Origin of the sequence: Pseudomonas rhodesiae (genome assembly GCF_007858255.1) — a bacterium.
In the GTDB taxonomy this organism is placed as follows: domain Bacteria; phylum Pseudomonadota; class Gammaproteobacteria; order Pseudomonadales; family Pseudomonadaceae; genus Aquipseudomonas; species Aquipseudomonas rhodesiae.
The window spans coordinates 68,907-85,184 of the sequence record NZ_VFEU01000022.1 but is presented as its reverse complement, the minus strand read 5'-3'; the positions used below and the strand labels follow the sequence as shown (position 1 = coordinate 85,184).

At 53.6% G+C, this 16,278-nt stretch carries 12 protein-coding genes and 2 pseudogenes; 4 read left to right on the top strand and 10 right to left on the bottom strand.

Annotation, left to right across the window (positions count from 1 at the left end; genetic code table 11):
* Positions 1 to 165 precede the first annotated feature (165 nt).
* Genes FIV35_RS23250 through phnC form a run of 5 tightly spaced genes read right to left on the bottom strand, consistent with a single transcriptional unit; the run spans position 166 to position 4,571 of the window.
* Positions 166 to 1,035, bottom strand: a complete 870-nt coding sequence (locus FIV35_RS23250) for a LysR family transcriptional regulator (RefSeq protein WP_010466239.1) — start codon at positions 1,033 to 1,035, stop codon at positions 166 to 168.
* Positions 1,029 to 2,039 (bottom strand): phosphonate dehydrogenase PtxD, encoded by a 1,011-nt coding sequence (gene ptxD / locus FIV35_RS23245; RefSeq protein WP_003118429.1) that lies wholly within the window; start codon positions 2,037 to 2,039, stop codon positions 1,029 to 1,031. Before ptxD ends, FIV35_RS23250 begins: the two co-directional genes overlap by 7 nt.
* A gap of 8 nt (positions 2,040 to 2,047) precedes the next feature.
* On the bottom strand, positions 2,048 to 2,875 hold the full coding sequence (gene phnE / locus FIV35_RS23240; RefSeq protein ID WP_010466252.1) for a phosphonate ABC transporter, permease protein PhnE: 828 nt from the start codon (positions 2,873 to 2,875) through the stop codon (positions 2,048 to 2,050).
* Between the two features lie 8 nt (positions 2,876 to 2,883).
* Positions 2,884 to 3,747, bottom strand: coding sequence for a phosphate/phosphite/phosphonate ABC transporter substrate-binding protein (gene phnD, locus FIV35_RS23235; RefSeq protein ID WP_010466255.1), 864 nt, complete (start codon positions 3,745 to 3,747; stop codon positions 2,884 to 2,886).
* The gene (phnC, locus tag FIV35_RS23230; protein WP_003118432.1) at positions 3,744 to 4,571 is read right to left on the bottom strand and encodes a phosphonate ABC transporter ATP-binding protein; all 828 of its coding nucleotides are present in this window, start codon (positions 4,569 to 4,571) and stop codon (positions 3,744 to 3,746) included. The genes phnD and phnC overlap by 4 nt, the downstream gene beginning before the upstream one ends.
* A 461-nt stretch (positions 4,572 to 5,032) precedes the next feature.
* Between phnC and FIV35_RS23225 the strand changes: the two are divergent.
* The 4 genes and pseudogenes from FIV35_RS23225 to FIV35_RS23205 form a co-directional block, all read left to right on the top strand.
* Positions 5,033 to 5,545: pseudogene (locus FIV35_RS23225) on the top strand (IS5-like element ISPre1 family transposase); the annotation flags it as partial.
* A 519-nt stretch (positions 5,546 to 6,064) separates the two neighbouring features.
* A complete protein-coding gene (ltrA, locus tag FIV35_RS23215) occupies positions 6,065 to 7,333 on the top strand; it encodes a group II intron reverse transcriptase/maturase (RefSeq protein ID WP_010466266.1) in 1,269 nt (422 codons plus the stop codon).
* Positions 7,334 to 7,506: 173 nt separating this feature from the next.
* A protein-coding gene (locus FIV35_RS23210; RefSeq protein ID WP_087148787.1) for an IS3 family transposase occupies positions 7,507 to 8,669 on the top strand; the annotation gives its coding sequence in 2 pieces (ribosomal slippage) (positions 7,507 to 7,762 and positions 7,762 to 8,669; 1,164 coding nt in all).
* A 9-nt stretch (positions 8,670 to 8,678) separates the two neighbouring features.
* A pseudogene (locus FIV35_RS23205) lies at positions 8,679 to 9,101 on the top strand (IS5/IS1182 family transposase); the annotation flags it as partial.
* A gap of 256 nt (positions 9,102 to 9,357) precedes the next feature.
* On the opposite strand, the gene FIV35_RS30375 reads toward FIV35_RS23205, so the two are convergent.
* The 5 genes from FIV35_RS30375 to FIV35_RS23180 form a co-directional block, all read right to left on the bottom strand.
* On the bottom strand, positions 9,358 to 10,152 hold the full coding sequence (locus FIV35_RS30375) for a DNA translocase FtsK (RefSeq protein ID WP_020301990.1): 795 nt from the start codon (positions 10,150 to 10,152) through the stop codon (positions 9,358 to 9,360).
* 220 nt (positions 10,153 to 10,372) lie between these two features.
* On the bottom strand, positions 10,373 to 10,798 hold the full coding sequence (locus tag FIV35_RS23195) for a hypothetical protein (protein WP_080761479.1): 426 nt from the start codon (positions 10,796 to 10,798) through the stop codon (positions 10,373 to 10,375).
* Positions 10,795 to 12,846, bottom strand: coding sequence for an integrase (locus FIV35_RS23190; protein ID WP_227496825.1), 2,052 nt, complete (start codon positions 12,844 to 12,846; stop codon positions 10,795 to 10,797). The genes FIV35_RS23195 and FIV35_RS23190 overlap by 4 nt, the downstream gene beginning before the upstream one ends.
* Positions 12,843 to 14,756, bottom strand: coding sequence for a hypothetical protein (locus tag FIV35_RS29665; RefSeq protein ID WP_034139406.1), 1,914 nt, complete (start codon positions 14,754 to 14,756; stop codon positions 12,843 to 12,845). Before FIV35_RS29665 ends, FIV35_RS23190 begins: the two co-directional genes overlap by 4 nt.
* On the bottom strand, positions 14,749 to 16,230 hold the full coding sequence (locus tag FIV35_RS23180; protein WP_032904872.1) for a site-specific integrase: 1,482 nt from the start codon (positions 16,228 to 16,230) through the stop codon (positions 14,749 to 14,751). The genes FIV35_RS29665 and FIV35_RS23180 overlap by 8 nt, the downstream gene beginning before the upstream one ends.
* Positions 16,231 to 16,278: the final 48 nt, after the last annotated feature.

The window sequence follows — 16,278 nt, the reverse complement described above, 5'->3', positions numbered from 1 at the left end:
TGCGGGTTTGCTTGCGCTTGCCAGCGTACTCGGCGTCGGCGAAGGTCATCTGCTTCATCGGGAAACTCGGTGGGTGGGGTCGCGGTATTTTGCCAAATCAGAAAGTCTTTTTCAGAGTTTCCCTAGGCTGACAAGCCAAGCGCTGGATCGCAACCATCCATCACCTTATCCAGCTAGATCTGCCTCCTCCAATAAGTGCCGCACAAATCCCGGCGGGTGCAGATTTCCGGGAGGTTTGCGCCAGATCAGTTGGAGACGCTTTTCAAGCCCCGGGATGGGAAGAGCTACCAGCGCGCCACTGCGAACTTCGTCTTGTACTGCGGAAGCCATCACCAACGACACGCCGAGTCCCGCCCTCACTGCTTGTTTGACTGCCTCGGTGCTGCCTAGCTGCATACCGCTGCGAGGCACGCCCAGTTCGCCAAAGTATTCGGTCAGAAGCCGTCCGGTACCGCTACCCGGTTCACCTCCCAGCATCGGCAGGTCCACCAGACGATCACGTTCTATGCACCCTGCTTCAGCCAGCGCATGGTCGGGGCTGACGATAAGCACCAGCGGCTCGACCCGCCAGAGGCGGTGTTCGAAGTCGGGGTGAGGTAGCCACCATTCCATGATCGCGGCGTCGAGCTGGCCCGCCAGTAGCTGGTCGGCCACATCCGGGTTGGCGGCGATGCGCAGATCCACCTCGCCCCTCTCATTTGCGGTCGTCAGATAGTTGCGCACGAATGGCTGGAGAAGGTAGGTGCCGATGTTGGAGCTGGCCCCGACGCGCTCACGATTGCCATGCAGGGCTTCTAGCGCCCGGGCGTGCATGTCGAGCAAGGCGGTCGCATGCGGCATGAAGGCCAGCGCCCGTGTGGTAGGCTGGCAGCCGCTACGACTGCGCTGCACCAGCGTTACGCCGACCTGCTCTTCAAGCTTCTGCAAGTGCTGCGACACCGTCGGCTGGGCCAGCCCCAACGCCCTCGCCGCGCTCTGAAAACTGCCTGTTTGAACGATCGCTACCAGGCTCTTCAGCCAGACCGGATTCAACATGCGGCAGGCTCGGCCTTGGGCAGACGGTTCGCAGCGTTGATTGGGCGCGCACCTGCCAATACCTGGATGATGTTCTGCGCTGCACAACGTTCAATCTCCAGGCGCACCGCGCGCACTGCCGACCCTATGTGCGGAGTGAACAGCGTATTCGGATGCGCGAGCAGCGCAGGATCGATCAGCCGCGGCCGGTCCGCGCGAGCCCAGTCTTCCATTTCGAATACATCCGCCGCATACCCGCCGAGCTGGCCTCGCTCAAGCGCCGCGAGCACGGCGGCTTCATCCACTACCGAACCACGACAGGGGTTTACAAGCAGAGCGCCCGGCCGTACGAGGGCAAGCAGCTCGGCGTTGACCAGATGCTGGGTATCGGCATTCAAGGGAAGCGCCAGCAGGATGAAGTCCGAGCTGGCGAAGAGTTCGCTGCACGCCACCTGGCGCAGGCCGAGCCGTTGCTCGGTTTGTGTATCCAGAGCCTTCGCCTCGTGGTACTGCAGGGTCGCGCCCCATCCCTGCAAGCGATCAGCCATGGCCAGTCCGATGGCGCCCATGCCAAGGATGCCGACCGTAGCGTTATCCAGCCCCGTGCCGTAGAACTGTGGTTGCCAGCCCTGGAACTCGCCAGAGCGGACGAACGCATCTGCTGCCCGCAGATGCCGCCCCAGCCCCACCGCCAGTCCGATCGCCAGCTCGGCAGTCGGGACCGTCAACAGATCAGGCACGAAGGTCAGCCAGACCCCGCGGGCAGTACAGGCGTCCACATCGAAATTGTCGAAGCCCTTGAGCGCGCAGCCGACTACACGCAGCTCAGGGCAGGCTTGAAGAAAGTCTGCATCGACCCGATCGGGCATGAACGCCATCATCGCCTGAGCATCGCGGCAGCGGCGCAGAATTTCCTCGCGCGTCAGCGTGCTGTCGGTCTGGTTGGTCATCAGCTCGCAATGTGGCGCCAGCAGTTGCAGGATCTCATCGTGTACTCGGTGAGTTATAACGAGTTTCGGCAGCATGGTTTGTCCTATTTGAAACGTTTGCGCAGCACGCCACTGAAGGCGTCTACTAGCGTGACCATGGCCAGGATGACCAGCAGGATTGCTGCAACCTCCTGGTACTGCATGATGCGCAGCGAGCCCATGAGTTCGAAGCCGATACCGCCGGCGCCAACCATGCCCATCACGGTGGAGGCGCGAAAGTTGTATTCCCAGCGGTAGATCGCCACGTCGGCGAACTGCGGCGTCACCTGTGGCAAAACCGCGTGCAGCAGCACTTGCATCGGCGTAGCCCCCGCCGCCCGAGCGGCTTCCACCGGCGCTTCGTCGACGTGCTCGATGGCCTCGGCGAAGAACTTGCCGACCATGCCGACCGAATGCAGACCCAGGGCAAGCACGCCCGGCAAGGCGCCGAACCCTACGGCTGCAACGAAGATGATGCCCATGATCAGCTCCGGCACCGACCGCAGGGCATTGAGCAGCACCCGGGCAACACCGAACACAAGGGGGTGCGGCGCCGTATTGCGCGCTGCAACGAAGGCCACCACCAGCGAGAACACCACTGCGATGGCCGTACCGGCGATGCTCATCGCCAAGGTGTCGATCAAGGGGCGAATCCAGCTTCGATAGCCCGAAAAGTCTGGCGGCATGGCCTCGCCTGCCAGGGTCGCGATGGAGGGCAGCCCGTTCAGCAGCGTGGTGGCATCGAGCAGCCCCACGTACCAGCAGGCCAACAGCACCACTCCGAATACAATCGCCACCTGCCCCAGCTGGCGCCACCAACCGAGGCCGAAGCCTCGAAGGATGTGCTCGCGTTGCTCTGCAGGCAGCGCCTGCACGTCGTAATGAGTAGACATATCGGTGCTCACATCGTGGCGAAGTCGAGGCCGAGCAGCGATCCCATGTTGCGGATCACATCGTAGTCGGCGTCGGTGATTGGCGCGAAGGCCTCGGCCTTGAAGTTGCGCAGCACTTCGGGATCGTCGATACCGACGAATACATCCCGCACCTTGGTTTTCAGCTCGGGGCTCAGGTTCGAGCGCATCGCCCAGGGGTACTGGGGGTATTCGCCGCTGTAACCAAGTACTTTCACCTTGCTCGGATCGATTAGGCCACGTTCGGCTACGTGATTGAAAATTACCTCCGACAGCCCACCCGCATCGGCGTTGCCGTTCGCCACGTTGACGGCAACGGCGTCATGCGTGCCCACAAAATGTTGTTCGTAGTCCTGCCCACCCGTCAAATCGGCCGTCTCAAGAAGCACGGTTTTGGGAATCAAATGGCTGGACGTCGATGCCCGGTCACCATAGGCCATCTTCTTGCCCTTAAGGTCGGCATACTCATTCACGCCTGACGCCACATTGGCGATAATCACCGAGCGATAGGTCGGCTTGCCGTCGATGACCATGGCAGCGAAGGGCTCGATGTCGCTTTTGCTTTTGGCCATGACGTAGGACAGCGGACCGAAATACGCCAGGTCGATACGGCCAAAGCGCATCGCCTCAATCATCGAGGAATAGTCGGTGGTTACGATCAGCTGCACCTTCTTGTCCAGATGCTCTTCCAGATAATCCTTCAGCGGCTGGTTACGCTTGATCAGCTCGGAGGCGTTTTCGTCCGGCAGCAGGGCAACCTTTAGCACATCCGGATCGGCATCGGCCGCTAGGGCGGACAAACTTGAAACAGCGGACAGCAAGCAAGTCAATAAGAGCGCGGATAAGCGTTTCATCGGGACATCTCCAGTGAAGGTTCGAGCATGACAGGTGGTTCAGCCGGAGCATTCGCTGGCTGAGTCGTAGAGCGGCCTGCATAGATGCGCTCAAGCTGCGCATCGGTGAGTTCCGAGGGCGCGGCATCGAAAACGATCTGAGAATCGGCCAGCCCGACGACGCGATCGGCGAAGCGGCGGGCATATTCGAGTTGATGCAGCGAAACGATGGCGGTGATGCCGTCTTCCTTGCAGATGTCGCGCAGCAATCCGAGAACACGGACCGAAGTGGCCGGGTCGAGACTGGCTACCGGCTCATCGGCCAGAATGATCGCCGGCTGTTGCGCTAGCGCACGCGCGATGCCTACCCGCTGCTGCTGGCCACCGGACAGTTTGTCCACCCGGCTTAGCGCCTTGTCTGCCAGACCGACCCGAGCGAGGCAACTGAGCGCAATCTCCTGATCGGCACGCGGCAGAGGAAACAGCGAGCGGAGCGTGTTGTGAAAGGCCAGCCGACCGGTAAGCACATTAGCCAGTGCGCTTTGACGTTCGATTAGCTGGTGGTGCTGAAAGATCATGGCGGTACGCCGACGATGCTGACGCAAGGCCGAGCCGCTGCCGAGTTCACCGAGTTCGCTGGTGACACTGCCGCCAGTGGGCGTGACGAGTCGATTGAGACTACGGAGCAAGGTCGACTTGCCTGCGCCCGAGAGACCAAGCAGCACGGTGAACTCACCACGCCGAAATGCAATCGAGGTATCGCGTAGGGCTGTCACGCCGCCTGGATAGACGACGCTCAACCGGTCGACCCGCAGCACGGCGTCCTGTATCGGATGGGGCGTCATTTGATCACCTTTCGCAATATTGCTGGCCGCACAATTGCGGTTCGCGATGCAAAGGGTAGAAATTCCTTGTTACCGCACTGCTTCTAAAGGATGACATTTCGATGAATACTTCGAATCTGCCGTAGCGGGGCGGCAAGCGAAGCCGTGGAAGAACGGGCGCAACGTAGCGTCTTTCTTCACGCGGGATACAGGAGGCTTTGATTGATACTGCTGCGGATTCGCTACAGTAACGTTGGGCCAGAACGTAATGCCATCCAAGCAAGAGAGCGCACACTAGCGGACTATAGGAGACATTCTATTCTTGCCCGTCGATTGACCTAGGCCGTTATGTGGCTGGTCGAAACCTTCAGGTGCCGCCCAACTAGACGTCTGTTGTCGCGCCCAGCTTAATGCTAGGGAAACTCTGAAGAAGACTTCCAGATTTTGGCAAAATACCCGGATTCCACCCACCGAGTTTCCCGATGAAGCAGATGACCTTCGCCGACGCCGAGTACGCCGGTAAGCGCAAACAAACCCGCAAAGAGTTGTTCCTGATCGAGATGGATCGGGTGGTGCCGTGGAAGGGTTTGATTGCCTTGATCGAGCCGCATTATCCCAAGGGTGAAGGCGGTCGTCCGGCCTATCCGCTGATGGCGATGCTGCGCGTGCACCTGATGCAAAACTGGTTCGGTTACAGCGATCCAGCGATGGAAGAGGCGCTGTACGAGACCACCATCCTGCGCCAGTTCGCGGGGCTGAGCTTGGAGCGTATCCCCGATGAAACCACCATCCTCAACTTCCGTCGTTTGCTGGAGAAGCACGAACTAGCCGCCGGCATCTTGGCTGTCATCAATGGCTATCTGGGCGACCGAGGGCTGTCGCTGCGCCAAGGCACGATCGTCGATGCCACGCTGATCAATGCGCCGAGTTCGACCAAGAACAAGGACGGTAAGCGCGACCCGGAAATGCATCAGACCAAGAAGGGTAACCAGTACTGTGTGTCACGAACACAGGTCAGATGACCTGTGCTGCTGTGCCGAAGATGGAAGTAGGCCTTCTGAAGTCGGCTTGCAGGAGCGGACTTCAAACCACCCGGTGCTGCTGCATCCAAAAGGTGTGGTGGTGAGCGACCGAGGAAAAGTCATCCCTGAGGATGGCAGGTGAGTATGGAGAAGATGAGCGAAAGCAAACCGTCCGATGACGCATCGTTATGCCCAAGGTGCTGCCGAAACTGAGGTGGAGTACTGGCTTCAGGACAAGTCGGGGCGTTACCTGCTTACGGACCCGATGGCAGCCGGTGTATAGGCGGCATGATCTTCATACAGGCTTTGGTACGGAACGTGAGAACCTTGTTCCAGATGCGAAGGAAAATGACAAATGGCCAACACCATGAGGAAGAATACCGATGCTGGAACGAGGGGCGGAGCCTCCCGTAGTAGCGATGAAGCCTCTGTAATGGAGGTGGAGCGAAGGGGCGGCGTTATCCGGCCGACGAGCGTTGCCAACCTCCGGGGATGAGTGGCGTGAGCTCGGCGAAACCTTATGACATAGCGAAACGCACGGTATGGGACGCCTACCAGCAGGTCAGGGCCAACCGCGGTGCTGCCGGCATCGACGATGAAACCATCGCCGATTTCGAGCGGGATCTGTCTAAGAATCTCTACAAGCTGTGGAATCGGATGTCGTCGGGGTCGTACTTCCCGCCTCCGGTCAAGCAAGTAGAAATTCCCAAGGCATCGGGAGGCACGCGCAAGCTGGGAGTGCCCACGGTTGGTGATCGTGTCGCGCAAACCGTGGTCAAGCTTCTCATCGAGCCGGAGCTGGACTCGATCTTCCACTCGGACTCCTATGGGTACCGGCCGGGACGATCAGCGAAGCAGGCGGTGGCGATCACGCGTGAGCGCTGCTGGCGATACGACTGGGTGGTGGAGTTTGATATCAAGGCAGCCTTCGATCAGATCAATCATGGGTTGCTGATGAAGGCGGTGCGCCTGCACATCAAGGAGGACTGGATACTTCTGTACATCGAGCGGTGGCTGGTTGCGCCGTTCGAAACGGATCACGGTATGCGCGTCCGACGCGAACGCGGCACCCCGCAAGGTGGAGTGATCAGTCCCCTCCTGATGAATCTGTTCATGCACTATGCCTTCGACACCTGGATGCAACGTACCAGCCCCAACTGCCCGTTTGCCCGCTACGCCGATGATGCGGTGGTGCACTGCCGCAGTCGAAAGCAAGCGGAGTACGTGATGCGCTCCATTGCTTCACGGCTGGCTGCCTGTGGCTTGACGATGCACCCCGAGAAATCGAAGGTCGTGTACTGCAAGGACAGTAACCGTCGCGCAGGTTATCCGCATGTGAGCTTTACCTTCCTCGGCTTCACCTTTAGGCCGAGGAAGGCGCTCAGCAAACAAGACCAGCTCTTCACGAGCTTCCTTCCGGGAGCGAGTGCGGATGCCTTAAAGCGGATGCGGCAAGCGGTACGCAGGTGGCGACTCAATCGCCAAACCCACGTGACGCTGGTCGACGTGGCTCGGCTCTACAATCCAGTGATACAGGGGTGGTCGCAATACTATGGCTCGTTCTATCGGACAGCCATGCTTGGCATCTTCCAGCACATTGACCGCGCGCTTGAACGCTGGGCCCGACGAAAATACAAGGCTCTTCATAGGCGCAAGCGGCGCATTAGCCAATGGCTGGACAAGATGCGGACTGTGGTACCCCGGCTGTTTCATCACTGGCGAGTGACCGGGCAGCAAGGTTGGATAACGGGAGCCGTATGACGCGAGAGTGTCACGTACGGTTCTGCGAGCGGCTGCGGGGGCAGTTCCCGCGGCCGACTCACCACTTCGGCATGAAGGCGCACATCGGTGTCGATGATGAGTCGGGCTTTGTAGTGGTCTAATGAAACCGGACACTCATTTAGGCGAGAATGCTCGCCATATCGAGGTGTCAGATGACCAAGCAACGTCGTGTCTTTTCCGCTGAATTCAAACGCGAGGCTGCTGACCTCGTACTCAAACAAAATTACAGCTGCATCGAAGCCAGTCGTTCACTCGGCATTGGCGAGTCGGCCCTGCGCCGTTGGGTCAGTCAGCTTCTGCAGGAACGCACAGGCGTCACCCCGCAGAGCAAGGCGCTCACCCCAGAGCAGCAAAAGATCCAGGAACTGGAAGCCCGAATCGCCCGTCTTGAACGAGAGAAATCGATATTAAAAAAGGCTACCGCGCTCTTGATGTCGGAAGATCTCGAGCGTTCGCACTGATCCATCAGCTAAGCGCCCATGAACCTGTTGACTGCTTGTGCGAGGTGTTCGAAATCACCCGTTCGACTTACTACGCCCATCACCTCAGGCGGCGTTCTCCGGGCGTTGAGAGAATTCGATTACGCAGTCGAGTCAACGAACTGTTCACCCAGAGCCGAAACGCTGCTGGCAGCCGAAGTATCGTGTCGATGATGCAGGATGATGGCGAGCAGATCGGGCGTTTCAAGGTGCGAGGCTTGATGCGGGAACTGGGGTTGATCAGCAAGCAGCCTGGCTCGCATGCCTACAAAAAAGCAACGGTCGAGCGGCCTGACATTCCAAATACACTGAATCGTAAATTCGATGTTCCCGAGCCAAACAAGGTTTGGTGCGGTGACATCACCTACATCTGGGCGCAAGGGAAATGGCACTACCTGGCCGTGGTTATGGATCTCTATGCTCGCCGGATAGTGGGCTGGGCGTTATCAGGAAACCCGGATGCTGACTTGGTCACCAAAGCACTGGATATGGCCTATGAGCAACGCGGGAAGCCTCAAGGGCTGCTGTTTCATTCGGATCAGGGATCGCAATATGGAAGTCGCCACTTCCGTCAGCGTCTGTGGCGGTACCGCATCAGCCAGAGCATGAGTCGCCGGGGCAATTGCTACGACAACTCGCCGATGGAGCGAGTATTTCGCAGCTTGAAAACCGAGTGGATACCTTCAGTGGGTTATATGTCGGTTCAGCAGGCACAACGAGACATCAGTCATTATTTGATGCATCGCTACAACTGGATACGGCCTCATCAATTTAATGGCGGGCTAACGCCGGCTCAGGCCGAGAAAAAACTTAACGTCGTGTCCGGGATTAGTTGACCACTACACTTGGTGCACAGCGTGGTGGGCACGGCGGCCAACGTGGCCGATGTCACCCAGGTCGATAAGCTGCTGCACGGCGATGAGAACATGGTCGGTGCCGACGCGGGTTACACCGGCGTCGAGAAACGCCCTGAACATGAAGGCCGGGGGGTCATCTGGCAGATCGCCGCCCGCCGTAGTACTTACAAGAAGCTTGATAAGCGCAGTGCTTTGTACAAAGCCAAGCGCAAGATTGAGAAGGCCAAGGCTCAGGTACGAGCCAAGGTCGAGCATCCGTTCCGGGTGATCAAGCGCCAGTTCGGTTATGTGAAGGTGCGCTTCCGTGGTCTGGCGAAGAACACGGCGCAACTGATGACGCTGTTCGCGCTGTCGAACCTGTGGATGGCGCGCCGACATTTACTGGCGAATGCAGGAGAGGTGCGCCTGTAATGTGGAAAATGGCTGCCGCGAGGTGCTCGCGGCGGCTAAAAACACAGAAATAAGCGGGTGATCTGAGCGTTTTTGATCGATTTGCCGCTTTTAAAATCGGCAGGGGCTGAAGTCAGCCAGAAATACACAACTACTTCAGACCATCCCTAAAGCCATAGAATATTTTCCTACTCAATGCCGAGGCCTGAAATTGGTCCTCTCCTATGGGCTTAGCCCGCGAGGCGGGCTGATAAGCGGTGGCGTATCCTGACAGTTCTCACTCATCGCCGGGGGGTAGATTGACCATCACACCAATTTTCAATTTAGTGCCGTACCCACCTACCAATTTGGCTCTGAGCTGGAAACATGAAACACCGTGAATTCCTTGGTCCCCAATCTGTGCGACAAAACTGGCTGCCGCCTCTCTCGGCAGATAGCCCACTTTGAACCCATCTATGAAAACTGCACATGCGTTGGCGTCATGGGGGTTGTTAGGTTCGGTCACAATGAACGCTTCAAAGTCATTATCCTCGGCCAAGCATCTGGAGTTCCTGAGTGTTCTCAAAGCCGCCTGATAATGCGACTCTCCAACGATGTCGAACCCAATATCCCTAGTGCCTTTGATTCTGCCCGTAAGCGGTGGAATCTCAACTCTTTCTGGGCAAGGGAGTGCCTTACTGCGAGTCGGCTTTTGTTCGAGCTCAGCGTTTGGACTGCCTGGCTTTTGTCCGGTGCGACCAAGAAGGTGGGCACTGCGTTCTTCGGTCGATAGCAAACGACGCTCACCTGCAGCGTTAAGTGGCGATACGAACCCATCAAACTCCATGGCTTCAATAAATCTAGCTGCCCGGTTGTACCCGATTTTCAGATGCCGCTGGACCCCACTGATGGAAGCTCGCCTGGCATCTAGTACGAAGCTGATTGCCTGGATGTATAGCGGGTCGCCAATATCGCTGTAAGAGCCAATGACCGCTGGCTTGGGTGGCTCGTTGCGAGGTGGTCTAGGGCGCGATGTAGGTTGAGGTATGTCATTGGTGCGTGAGAAATGAAACAACCTATCAAACCAAGACATATCGATTTCCTTGAAGGCCCGGCGAACCGGGCGGGATTTCTGTTCAACCAATGTAGCCTGTAGGATCTACACGGTGGATGCCATTTCTTCCAGTGCTGCCGCACAGCGTTTGTCGGAGCTGCTTACCGTGACCGGCCCATTCATCGTCATGCCCATCGAGCTGACGCTTGCCAGCCAGAACGCCGCACACGCTGGAATCTGGGTGGTTAAGTCCGTGCAATTACCCACCGAACCTTGGCTGAACTCGTGCGAGCTCCCGCTCCAACTCCCTTACCCGCTCATACAGTTGCAGATTCTGTGTAAGTACAACATCTCGCTGGTGACAGGCAACTTTTAACTCATCCTCCAGCACAGCTAGCTTGTCCTGTACCCGCTTAATTGCTTGCGCCTTGGGCGAACGAGTTGTTTTACTGGACGCGGCCTCTACCCGATAAGCCTCAATCCGTGCAATTAGGGGTTGATGGATTCTTCGTGACTTTTTCAGATAGCCACGATCGAATCCTGCTTCCACACTGACAATGCCAGCCGTAATTTTCGATGAGTCAATACCAACATGCTCTGAAACAACCGGCGCACCATCTACAAGGCGGTTAAAAGCTTCCTCGCAGACAATCACCCCCCTACTAACCCCATCTTTAGCCTTCATCGCTCAACCCTTCTAGTCTCAATCACACGAGCCTGAAAGCTCACGAGTTTGTCCAGATCGATTTTTGTTATTTGATACTCAACAGAATTTTTTTCATAGGACGCAATTTCGGAATTCATTGTTACAATAGCATCAGCTATTTTTTCCGACTTTATTATTGCTCCTTCACACGACAAGCACTCAACAAAGTCGCCGAGCAGGAAAGAATCGCATCTACCTACTTTCGTGCAACCGCCTAAAAGAGTTGAACGGTAGTAAAGCTCTCCGTTCTTAACCCTGCTAAGGGTTTCAGCGCGGACATCTTCCACGCACAACTCCCCGCTCTCTACTCGAGCTTTTTGCTTCTCCATATAGGACCCGGTGCCACCAAAGAGTGATGTCTCCTTACCAAGCAAATCTGCTAGAAGCTGATTTGCCACAGCCATGGGCATTCCCACCTGAAATTCCAAGGCAACATGCGACGCGGGCAGAACAAACTCGTTCTTTTTTACGTCGAAATAGCCAAAAATAGTTTTCAGGTTTTCGAAATTGTTCGCGTAATACCGAGTCATCTGAATCGTCATATGTTTGTACTGCGACTTCAAGCTCGGCAACGACACAAAGCCACTACTACTTGCATAAAATGCCAATGAGCGTCGTAATTGATGAGAACTTATTGGCCATGGCTTGCCTAAAGCGTATCTATTATCACTAGAGTAGTCACGTTCCGGATCACTTAGCGTGAGCTCTCGCAGATCAGCTGACTGGATCAAAATACCTCTAGACCAATTCATTTCCCGTGCACGCTTATCCAACCTACCAACCCCAACCTCCGTGTCTTCATGAAGCAAAATTGCAGAGTTTAGAAACAAGGGGCATTTCTCGGGATTATCAATTCTGTATAATACACAAAGGCCTCGACAAATAGCTTGCGCTACCTTTATGGCTTTGATCACTTCTTCGGTGGCCAGCCAGGACTCCTCCTTTCTATAACCCTCGAACTTGGTAGTAGTAGAAATGATACTGATCATCCTAGCGCTATCTCGCACTGAGCCATGATCATCCACAGTCTCGGATACAGCTACCTCTTGACTTAGACAGTTATAGGATAATCGGAGTACTTCCTGATCCCGCATGCCGGTGTAGAGATGAATAATAGTTTTTACTACACATTGCATTGCCATTAACGACCTAGATAATTGTCTTCGGTCTGAGCAGGCGAACTCGTCACTCATGATCTTGCTCAGACCATGGCTTTTGAGTGCTTGCTCAAACGTAGGCCTACGATGCTTTTCCCCGCCAGCACCACGCGTCCTTTGTTGGTTTTTTGAACGCCCGTAAAAAAAGTCAGCAAAGCAAGCAATAAAATTCTCAATCCCGTCGAGCCCTAGGTACAGTTGATCAAGAAAATTTCCCAGTTGATTAATAATACCAAGATATATATGGGTTGGTATAACTGGATGCTGCATACTTTTCGTTCGACCAAACTCCAGATCGTTTGAACTTATAACCTTGTATCCTAACCGCTGCTCACCAATGGTGAGCAAGTGATTTAAAAGCCCTCTAAACGTTCTATTGAAATTTGTTCTTTTGTTATTCTGAGAAACAAAAACTGCGAAATACACTGGTGTTATCAGCAACTGCCGCATCGACAAAACACCTACCAACGGCTTATTTTTTTGATCAAAGCAAAACCGAGCAGCAATACGAAACTCTACAAAATATTGCAAAAGTGTTGATGGTGATAGCCTACCGACACGTCCGGACCCGGCACTGTAAATCAGACAAAACAGGATATACTTAACTTCCGCGATCAACGCTTCTTGCTCAGGACCGCCCTCAGCAAAGATAGAATTAAAATTCAGTGCCATTATTTTTTTTGCGCTCAACCTGTATGGGTTGAAGTCCCAGGCATCATCTCCATAAGTAGCAGTCGGCTTGCCGTTCTTATCTCGACAAAGGACGAAATCAGCAGAAGGTGCGACAGTAGAATTGCCCAGAGCATCTGGAGCAACTGAGTCTGACTTGTCAGAGCTTATAAATAGCCCACTCACATATCCAGCACTCAAAATACGACTCCCATTTTTTCATAGCGCTGTAATCGATTTTCCCAAAACGGAGTTAACTCACCCAATACGTTAACTTTACGCCTTATCAGGACAGTCAATTCGGCGCTTGTAGCCGAACGACCTCCAATTACTCCAATAATGAACTCAATACGAATCATCAAGTCTTTAAATAACGTGTCGGCATGATGTAAGTCGGGCGCCGCGCTGCGAACCGCATTAATTACGAATTGCAAACTGAAAAGCTTATGTAAATCTTCTTCATCTGAGTGACAGACATAGTGCTTGCAGTACAGGCATCCGTATTGCGTTTTGCAACTGGGCTGAATCACTACCACCGGATCTATCGGTGAGGGGTTGTTAAAGTCATCACAGTGCCCAGTAGCCGTAGCGAAGGAGTCGGCACCTCTCCGCTCGCGTATGACCGATGCGGCCTTGCGAACAGACTGCCAATAACTACCAAACTCGCTCTCCTGCTGCTCGATAGACGTTTGTACGTAATCAGACACATTGGTGGAAACCGTATGATTCATGACATCTGCAACCGTTGTCGGTGAAAGCCCTAGCCCATGCAGTACAACACTCTTGAATTTCCTTACGGCTCTGGAGCTAATATTCGGACAGTCCGGATCAAGATAGATGCCACTGATCGTTTTATAAAAAACGCTAGAAAACGCCTGCGGCAGTTGCGTACACCCTCCTGTATACCCACCACATTTATTCATATTGAAAAACATTTTGCCGAAGGTTTCTCCATTCAAAATCCATGCTCTAAGCTTGAGATATCCCCTCAAGAGGCTTAGTCCGTTTTGCTTTCCGATGGCGTATCGAGTTTTCTTACCGCCCGCCCTAAATTTAATAGCAGAGAATTCTTTTTTAACCAGAGACTTCTCAAGAGCTGTATCTTCTTCATAATCAAACTGCACGAACTCTGCTGGTGAAGCACCAGTAATTACAAGAAAAATGCAAGCGTACGCCTTGGCAGCTAGAGCCGCCAATCGAAGTCGCTGTTCGTGCCTAGGATCACAGTTGGCTGACTTGAAATTATCTAAGGCGCCATCCACTGCTCGGCGAACTGCGGAACGCCTTACATAAGCACCGTCACCCACAAGGGAATCTATATACTCTTCAATTGTAGAAATTCGGCGAGCAGAATAATTATAAACATGAAGCTTTCTTTCTATGTAAGGACTGAACACTCCTTTATTAGATGGAAAAATAACGACTTGGCAATTATCGTACTCGACAACACATGGAAACGGATTTTCACCTATTACAAACTCGCTCAGGTTGCGGGCGAGTGCGACACATGCTTTCAAGTAAATCTCAACATGCTGCTCCCTCGGTGGTTTAACCCCACCTCTATTAAACCTAATCCGGATAGCATTGCCGATTATATATCTGGACTCTTCGGGAAAGCGCAGAACAATGAGCCTGATGAAAGCTCGTTGAAAATTACAAGCACTAACCGGAACAATTTTGCCTACAGCAATTAAATGATTAAGATGCTGCGTATAACTCTGATACGCAGTTATTGTTGAACTCGCCGTCGAAAATACATCAGTGTGGTTATTGGTATCACACCAAGTCAGCAATTGCGCAAAATACCTACACTCACTATGGATGGTTCTGTGATTACCCATAACGGCGAACGATGCTATTATTCTCCTAATCAATTCGAGCCGATCTTTGAAAAGTGACATTTCTACAACCGGATTACATCGACTATCAATATGGCTCTTATTTCTCCCGCGCTCCACATAAGCAAAGCAGCCTATATCAATAGGCAACGCCTTTACGTCCTTATTGAGTTGTATACGAATTCGCTCAGGCCGCAAAAACTCCTGACTGAGTTGCGCTACCGTAAAAATATCGGTTTCACGATGAGTCATTTTTGCTTGCGCATCACTCATCGAGCGTCTCCAATTTCAAATCTTCATAACTTCCAAAGCGAAACAGCACCTCTTCATACAGTTCTTGCGCTGCAAACTTTTCAGAGTGCATCTTGAAGAGCTTAAGGTAATGTTCAGTCATTTCTCTATTTTTATGATGCAATCGGTGCTGAATAAAAGAAATCTCTTCCCCTGGGCGAATCTGACCGGACGCCAAAAGTGGTAACAGATGCTGATAGAGCTGAAAAGCATAAGTCGCCCGAAGCCAGTGGTAAGAAAAACTTTTTGGAAACTTATCAGATGCTTTGACCAACAGCTTGCGCGTGATGGTATCTGTAACCTGACCAGTCGGCCGGGATTTAATCATTGGATAGCGAGGATCGTCTTTTGCCATGTAATAGCATCCCCCTTGGTCAGACAGGAATACGTACATATCACCTTCATCCAAAGCGGGGAGTTCAGGATACTCTTTTTCAAAATGGCTCCGCAGCTTTGAGCGTCGCTTGGCCGCCGCTGGACTATTAGCCATAACCTTTAATTCTTCAACTAGCTGGCTAGGCAAATATAGTTGCTGGCTTCTATCTCGCTTCGTATCCATACCCGTGCCCGGACCTGCACGCATTAGATAAGTACCGTCGTTCAGCAAATTTCCTTCTGTAAATGAATTCAAATGCTTCAGTCGCATTGTCAGAACTGTTTGTTTTCGTGCACCTGTCATCAATGCAGTCAGTAGAATAAGTCGTTGTTGGACCGTCCATCCTTTGCCCTTCAACATACCCAACAATTCGCCAAGCTCAACATTGGCCAATGGCCGGAGGTCTTCACCGTCCTCCCGAACAAACCCAATTGGCACAGGGCTAGAAGCCGGCGTCGATTTAGTTTGACTGCGTTTTTCGGCAGTTATTAATTTGCTACCGAATGAGCCTTTAAATAGGAACTGAACCTTCTTAACTGAATCAACACGTTCGATGTCGATGTCATGCCAATTAGCCGCCACATATTTATAAAAATCGAATACCACTCCAGTGAATTGATTGATGACTGCCGCGCTACGTTTTCCTTCGTTAACCAAATGAGCGAAATATTTGTATGTAGGGCGCAAAGCAGGACGACGGCCAGAGAAATCCAGCCAATCAAGCGCTTCATCTTCACAAAAGGTCAGATAATCAAGCAATTTGCTGGCCCGACGACGAACATCATCTATGGGTCTGCCAACAAGAGGTTTATGCCTCACATGATTCAGCAAGTACGAATTCGCTTCGAACCAGGGTCTGCCATCCCTATGGAAAAGGAACGGGAAATTGAAAAGGTCTCCCTCGCCCTCCTGCGCCCCGAACTCATTGAGTTGATAAAGCGTTCTCGATGGCTCAGACGCCGCAAGCAAATTCTCGATAGCACCACGTGGCTTTTGAGAGACGTAAATCTCTGCAAAGGCATTCCGAACGCGCGGAACAAGCACCAAACGGCCGTGGTATCGCGGATTCACATAGGACATATCCACTCCCTAGAGAAATCGTCAATCCTATGAGGCATGGACTCAATA

Coding starts and splice junctions, on each gene's coding strand:
- FIV35_RS23250 (WP_010466239.1), bottom strand. CDS start 1,035: ATGTTGAATCCGGTCTGGCTGAAGAGCCTGGTAGCGATCGTTCAAACA.
- ptxD (WP_003118429.1), bottom strand. CDS start 2,039: ATGCTGCCGAAACTCGTTATAACTCACCGAGTACACGATGAGATCCTG.
- phnE (WP_010466252.1), bottom strand. CDS start 2,875: ATGTCTACTCATTACGACGTGCAGGCGCTGCCTGCAGAGCAACGCGAG.
- phnD (WP_010466255.1), bottom strand. CDS start 3,747: ATGAAACGCTTATCCGCGCTCTTATTGACTTGCTTGCTGTCCGCTGTT.
- phnC (WP_003118432.1), bottom strand. CDS start 4,571: ATGACGCCCCATCCGATACAGGACGCCGTGCTGCGGGTCGACCGGTTG.
- ltrA (WP_010466266.1), top strand. CDS start 6,065: ATGAGTGGCGTGAGCTCGGCGAAACCTTATGACATAGCGAAACGCACG.
- FIV35_RS30375 (WP_020301990.1), bottom strand. CDS start 10,152: ATGTCTTGGTTTGATAGGTTGTTTCATTTCTCACGCACCAATGACATA.
- FIV35_RS23195 (WP_080761479.1), bottom strand. CDS start 10,798: ATGAAGGCTAAAGATGGGGTTAGTAGGGGGGTGATTGTCTGCGAGGAA.
- FIV35_RS29665 (WP_034139406.1), bottom strand. CDS start 14,756: ATGAGTGATGCGCAAGCAAAAATGACTCATCGTGAAACCGATATTTTT.
- FIV35_RS23180 (WP_032904872.1), bottom strand. CDS start 16,230: ATGTCCTATGTGAATCCGCGATACCACGGCCGTTTGGTGCTTGTTCCG.